5 protein-coding genes and 2 pseudogenes are annotated in these 5,037 nt (G+C 39.8%); all 7 read left to right on the plus strand.

The features are described 5' to 3' along the window. A pseudogene (locus H5072_RS11675) lies at positions 1–394 on the plus strand (electron transport complex subunit RsxC); the annotation flags it as partial. Then, a complete protein-coding gene (rsxD, locus tag H5072_RS11680; RefSeq protein WP_039487274.1) occupies positions 391–1,449 on the plus strand; it encodes an electron transport complex subunit RsxD in 1,059 nt (352 codons plus the stop codon). The pseudogene H5072_RS11675 and the gene rsxD, both read left to right, overlap by 4 nt. Further along, positions 1,446–2,087, plus strand: coding sequence for an electron transport complex subunit RsxG (rsxG, locus tag H5072_RS11685; protein ID WP_149602385.1), 642 nt, complete (start codon positions 1,446–1,448; stop codon positions 2,085–2,087). The genes rsxD and rsxG overlap by 4 nt, the downstream gene beginning before the upstream one ends. Beyond that, complete coding sequence (locus H5072_RS11690; protein WP_024595474.1) at positions 2,084–2,782, plus strand: electron transport complex subunit E; 699 nt, start codon at positions 2,084–2,086, stop codon at positions 2,780–2,782. Before rsxG ends, H5072_RS11690 begins: the two co-directional genes overlap by 4 nt. 49 nt (positions 2,783–2,831) lie before the next feature. Continuing rightward, a complete protein-coding gene (gene nth / locus H5072_RS11695) occupies positions 2,832–3,464 on the plus strand; it encodes an endonuclease III (protein ID WP_182693612.1) in 633 nt (210 codons plus the stop codon). 142 nt (positions 3,465–3,606) lie between these two features. After that, positions 3,607–4,092, plus strand: a complete 486-nt coding sequence (locus H5072_RS11700; RefSeq protein ID WP_149602384.1) for a DUF3592 domain-containing protein — start codon at positions 3,607–3,609, stop codon at positions 4,090–4,092. Positions 4,093–4,249: 157 nt separating this feature from the next. Continuing rightward, a pseudogene (locus H5072_RS11705) lies at positions 4,250–5,037 on the plus strand (peptidase); the annotation flags it as partial.

Here is a 5,037-nt window from a genome sequence, read left to right on the forward strand (position 1 = left end):
TGATAAAAAAGCAGCCGTAGCGGCGTCCATAGCTCGCGCTAAAGCTAAAAAAGCAGCTAAAGCATTAGAAGAAGCGGAGCAAACCGTGAGTGAAGCGCCACAAAGCGATACGCCTGCTGATGCTAAAAAAGCAGCCGTAGCGGCGGCCATTGCTCGTGCAAAAGCTAAAAAAGCAGCTAAAGCACTAGAAGATACCGAACAAACTCAGCCCCAAGAGCTACAAGTTGATAGCGCAGCACCTAAGAGTGCAGAAAGTAACACCGATGACTCATCCAATTCTACTGAAGCAGATAAACCTAAATCAGTCGACGATAAGAAAAAAGCCGCCGTGGCTGCTGCAATTGCGAGAGCAAAAGCTAAAAAGTTACAAAAAGAAGGAAATAATCAGTCATGAAATTAACCATGGCCAGTTCGCCGCATAATCACAGCCATAAATCGTTAACGCGATTAATGCTTAGCGTTATTGCTGCGTGTATTCCTGGGCTAATTGCTCAAGTTTTCTTTTTTGGAACAGGTGTACTTATTCAACTCGTACTAGCGCTTGTTGCTGTAAGCGTATTTGAAGCTGCAATAATGCTAATACGAAAGCGCCCTGTTTGGCCTGCATTAAGTGATGGCAGTGCGTGGCTTACTGCCGTGTTATTGGCATTGAGTATTCCACCACTTGCGCCTTGGTGGATAATCGTTATTGGCTGTTTATTTTCTATTGTTATAGTTAAACAGCTTTATGGCGGCCTTGGGTTTAACTTATTCAATCCAGCAATGGCGGCTTATGTACTGCTATTAGTTTCGTTTCCGGTGCAAATGACCGCATGGTTGCCTGTTACTGATTTAATAAATACGCCAATAGGCTTTGCTGATCAGCTAAGGCTAATATTCACCGATTTTACGGCCTCTGGGTTTAGCCTAGATCAAGTACGCGCAGGGGTTGATGGCCTAACAATGGCAACACCACTAGATACTGTTAAAACAGACATAGCCCACGGTTTAACCGTTACCGAGAGCATGCAAAAGCCAATATTTAACGAATGGGCTGGCCTTGGTTGGGCCTGGGTTAACTTAGGCTTTTTAGCCGGTGGTTTATACTTATTAAAAGCAAAAATTATTAACTGGCATATTCCTGTTAGTTTTATCGTAACTTTAGCTGTATGTAGTGCTATTGGTTATATCGCATCACCAGGCACAGAGCCGGGCACCCTATTTCACTTATTAAGTGGTGCCACTATGATGGGAGCCTTTTTCATAGCAACCGATCCGGTCTCTGCAGCAACAACTAACAAAGGGCGCTTAATTTATGGCGCGCTAATTGGCTTACTAATTTATTTAATTCGTACCTTTGGTGGTTTTCCTGATGCTATCGCATTTAGCGTATTACTGATTAATATTGCAGTGCCGCTAATAGACTACTACACACAGCCGCGTACTTATGGCCACGGAGCAGTAAAATGATCATTTCGTCAATGGCTAAAAATGGTGCTATTTTAACTGCGTTTGCATTAGCAACAACAGGCTTAGTTGCCTCGATCAATGCACTTACTGCCGATAAAATTGCAGAGCAAGAACAGCTACAACTTACTGCGCAGCTACAAGAAGTGCTCGACCCAAAATCGTACGACAATCAATTATCACAAGATTGCGTAGTTATTACTGACGAAAAACTAGGCCCGTACGCAAATCAAGTAATTTACCGTGCTCGTAAAAACAATAAACCAGTCGCTGTTGTTATTAGGCATGTTACGCCAAATGGCTACAGTGGCGATATTAACTTATTAACAGCGGTATTGAGCGATGGCACTATTGCTGGCGTGCGTACGACTAAACACGAAGAAACCCCTGGTTTAGGCGACAAAGTAGAAGTTAAAAAATCACTTTGGATCACAACATTTAAAAGCTTAACGGTTGAAGGCGAAGAAGACGCTCGCTGGGCTGTAAAAAAAGATGGCGGCCAGTTTGATCAATTTACAGGCGCGACCATAACGCCACGTGCTGTTGTGGGCTCTGTTAAAAATGCCGTATTGTTCGCACAAACTAATTTTGATGATATTTTTGCAGCACCTAATGCCGAATGTATGGAGGTAGCTAAATGAGTGAGTTAAAAACATTATACAAAGAAGGTGTATGGGTAAATAACCCTGCCCTTGTGCAGCTTTTAGGTTTATGTCCACTGCTTGCCGTTACCTCAACTGTAACAAATGCCTTAGGTTTAGGTTTAGCAACTTTACTCGTACTAATAGGCTCAAATGTTACCGTATCAATTGTGCGTAACTGGGTGCCAAAAGATATTCGTATACCTGTATTTGTCATGATCATCGCGGGCTTTGTAACAATAGTTCAATTACTTATGAACGCTTATACCTTTGGTTTATATCAATCATTGGGAATTTTTATCCCGTTGATTGTAACTAACTGCGCCATTATTGGCCGCGCCGAAGCATACGCCTCTAAAAATCCTGTTCATTTATCAGCATTTGACGGCTTAATGATGGGCTTAGGCTTTATGGCTGTATTGTTAGTGTTAGGAGCTATGCGCGAATTAATCGGCCAAGGTACGCTGTTTGACGGAGCCGATTTATTACTTGGCCCATGGGCACAGAGCATGCGCATAGAAGTATTTAATTTTGATAATCAATTTTTACTGGCAATTTTACCACCGGGTGCCTTTTTAGGGCTTGGGCTACTTATTGCTGCAAAAAACGTAATTGACGCACAAATAAAATCAAAACAAGTTGCACCGCCAGAGGCTGAAAAAGGCCCTCGAGCACGTGTTACTAGCTTAACTTAAGGGGAAAACGTATTAGAGCAACAATTAGCACTAATACGTTTTAAGTTGCATGAATAAAGAAAAACGTCACCAAATACTGTCGCGCCTACGCGACGATAACCCATATCCAGTTACAGAGCTTGAATATTCAAGCCCATTTGAGTTACTAGTAGCAGTAACTCTTTCAGCACAAGCAACTGATGTAGGCGTTAATAAAGCCACTCGAAAGTTGTTCCCTGTTGCTAATACACCACAAGCCATTTTAGATATAGGCCACGATACACTGCGTGATTATATAAAAACCATCGGCTTATTTAACTCTAAAGCTGCCAACGTGTACAAAATGTGCCAAATTTTGGTGGATGAACATAACAGCATCGTGCCAGAAAATCGTGAAGCCCTAGAAGCCCTACCAGGCGTTGGCCGTAAAACCGCTAATGTTGTACTCAACACAGCCTTTGGCTGGCCTGTAATAGCCGTAGATACACATATATTTCGTGTATCCAACCGTACCAAGCTTGCCATGGGTAAAGATGTTGTCGCTGTAGAACAAAAGCTTGAAAAAGTAGTACCAAAAGAATTTAAAGTAGACGTTCACCATTGGCTAATACTACACGGGCGCTACACCTGCGTAGCGCGTAAACCCAAGTGTGGCAGCTGTATTGTTGAAGACTTGTGTGAATTTAAAGATAAAACAGAGTAACTACAGGCAGCCTTGAGCGATGAGCACATATTAGTTCATTTAATTTCACTTAAAAATTTTAGAAACCTTAGTAATAGTAATACCTTAGGTAATTTGTTAAAACTATATAAAGTAGATTAATGAGCGTTAAGTCGGCAGAAATATGCGCGATGAGCGCACTATTAAATTTTTAGGTAACTCAAGTATGTTCAGTATCGTCAGCAAAATGAACAACAACATTAAGATAGGATATATGTATCTGGTACTTGGTGTTCTGATGTTTTTGGGTGGCTTGTATATTACTAAAAGTACGTCAGATTTTATCGACAACGCATTATCAGCAAAAGGCACTGTAATTGAGTTAATTCGAAAAGACGACTCGCTATATCCTGTAGTAAGCTTCATGGATGAAACTGAAAAACAACATACTTTTGAGTCTAATTATGGTTGTAGTCCCGCTTGCTATAAAGAACAAGAGCAAGTAACCGTTCTTTATAGCGGTGGTAATGTTAAAGCTCCTGTAATAAGTGGGTTTATGTCCTTATGGTTACCAAGTCTGCTTTTGTTAGGCATAGGCATTAGTTTTATTGTTGTAAGTCTATTCCAAATAAAAAGGTTACGGGGCAATATAGCGCAAAGCGTTGCCTAACAACATGCCCTAAGGTGGACGACCAGTAAAATCAGCTATTAATTACAAATTTTAAAAATGGTGGACCTCAGTTCTTTTAGCCAACAGCAATTTGCCGCTTAAGACAGCATTCTACGCTTAGTCTAGTTCGGTTGTGATTCACTATTAGGAGTAAACTTTGAATAAAGGGATTTTGTTATTTCTACTCACCGTACTTTGTACCATTAATTCTGCGAACTCCACTGAGACAACTTGGAAAACCCAAGGTTATGGTTACGTTTTTCATACTGTGGACAATAAAACAACAGCCTTTGATTTAACAACTAAGCATTGTTTGGAAAACCACTTTATCACCGATGAGTTTGAACAAATCTCGTTCATTGAAGAAACAAAAAAAGTGAATAAAGATACTCGCTTACTTAACTTTGGTGGTTTGTTTCCGTTAAAGCTAACGAAATTAGATAGTTTACCCGCTCAATGTCAATCCGAAAAAATTGTTAGTATTAAAGACAAAAACTATGAATTTAATGCCAATATTGTTCTTGACGTTCTAATGAATAATTTTGAAGAGCACTATGCATTTTCAAAAGATAAAAATATTAATTGGGTTGAGCAGAGAAAACTTTGGCAAAAAAGAATAACCTCAAAAACTACGCAAGATGAGCTATTTAGTATCATAGATGACTTTCTTAAAGAATTACGCGACGGTCATGCCATATTACTCAATCAAGATCTTGATAGGCTTTCACATTACTCACCAAGAAAGTGGTCATTTTGGGATGAATTAAAAGCGCACTCAGAAAACTACCCTGAATACTCAACTTACTGGGAATTACATACCGCATTAATTGAAAAGTCTCAGGAAAACATTATCAATTACATTGATAAAAACTATTCCACTCTTCAATATCACGATAATTTTACCTTAGCAAAAACGCCTCAAAATATTGCCTATTTAAAAATAAG

Origin of the sequence: Pseudoalteromonas sp. SR45-5, from assembly GCF_014163565.1 — a bacterium.
GTDB classification, from domain to species: Bacteria; Pseudomonadota; Gammaproteobacteria; order Enterobacterales; family Alteromonadaceae; genus Pseudoalteromonas; species Pseudoalteromonas distincta.

What these genes read in the sequence shown, in the direction of transcription:
- rsxD (WP_039487274.1), top strand. Translation starts at nt 391, where the DNA reads ATGAAATTAACCATGGCCAGTTCGCCGCATAATCACAGCCATAAATCG.
- rsxG (WP_149602385.1), top strand. Translation starts at nt 1,446, where the DNA reads ATGATCATTTCGTCAATGGCTAAAAATGGTGCTATTTTAACTGCGTTT.
- H5072_RS11690 (WP_024595474.1), top strand. Translation starts at nt 2,084, where the DNA reads ATGAGTGAGTTAAAAACATTATACAAAGAAGGTGTATGGGTAAATAAC.
- nth (WP_182693612.1), top strand. Translation starts at nt 2,832, where the DNA reads ATGAATAAAGAAAAACGTCACCAAATACTGTCGCGCCTACGCGACGAT.
- H5072_RS11700 (WP_149602384.1), top strand. Translation starts at nt 3,607, where the DNA reads ATGCGCGATGAGCGCACTATTAAATTTTTAGGTAACTCAAGTATGTTC.